Here is a 323-nt window from a genome sequence, read left to right as displayed (position 1 = left end):
GCCGTTGGTTAGTTAGTTAGATCATGTTCATCAGTTTATCATTGGGCAATTTTGCCTACCCATTATTACTCAGCCACTTAGAAGAATCATCCTCATAATATTCCTGCTTCCACACTGGGATGTCCGCTTTGATGGTGTCGAGTATCCATCGGCAAGCGTCAAAAGCTGGATAACGATGCGCAGAAACAACCCCCACCCATACCGCCACATCGCCTATCTCTAATGCGCCAATACGGTGAATAGCAATAGCATGGGTAATCTCAAAACGCTGTTTGGCCTCTTCGATAATAGCTCGGCCTTGATTGAGCGCTAAGTCTTCATAA

At 45.5% G+C, this 323-nt stretch carries 1 protein-coding gene; it reads right to left on the bottom strand.

What is annotated here, in order from left to right:
* Window positions 1-55: 55 nt before the first annotated feature.
* A partial coding sequence (locus tag ACTQ9S_RS13785; protein WP_440455278.1) for a molybdenum cofactor biosynthesis protein MoaE occupies window positions 56-323 on the bottom strand: 268 nt, incomplete at its 5' end.

It is taken from the genome of Psychrobacter sp. ASPA161_9, from assembly GCF_051970275.1.
GTDB lineage: Bacteria > Pseudomonadota > Gammaproteobacteria > Pseudomonadales > Moraxellaceae > Psychrobacter.
This window is presented reverse-complemented; position numbering and strand designations above follow the sequence as displayed.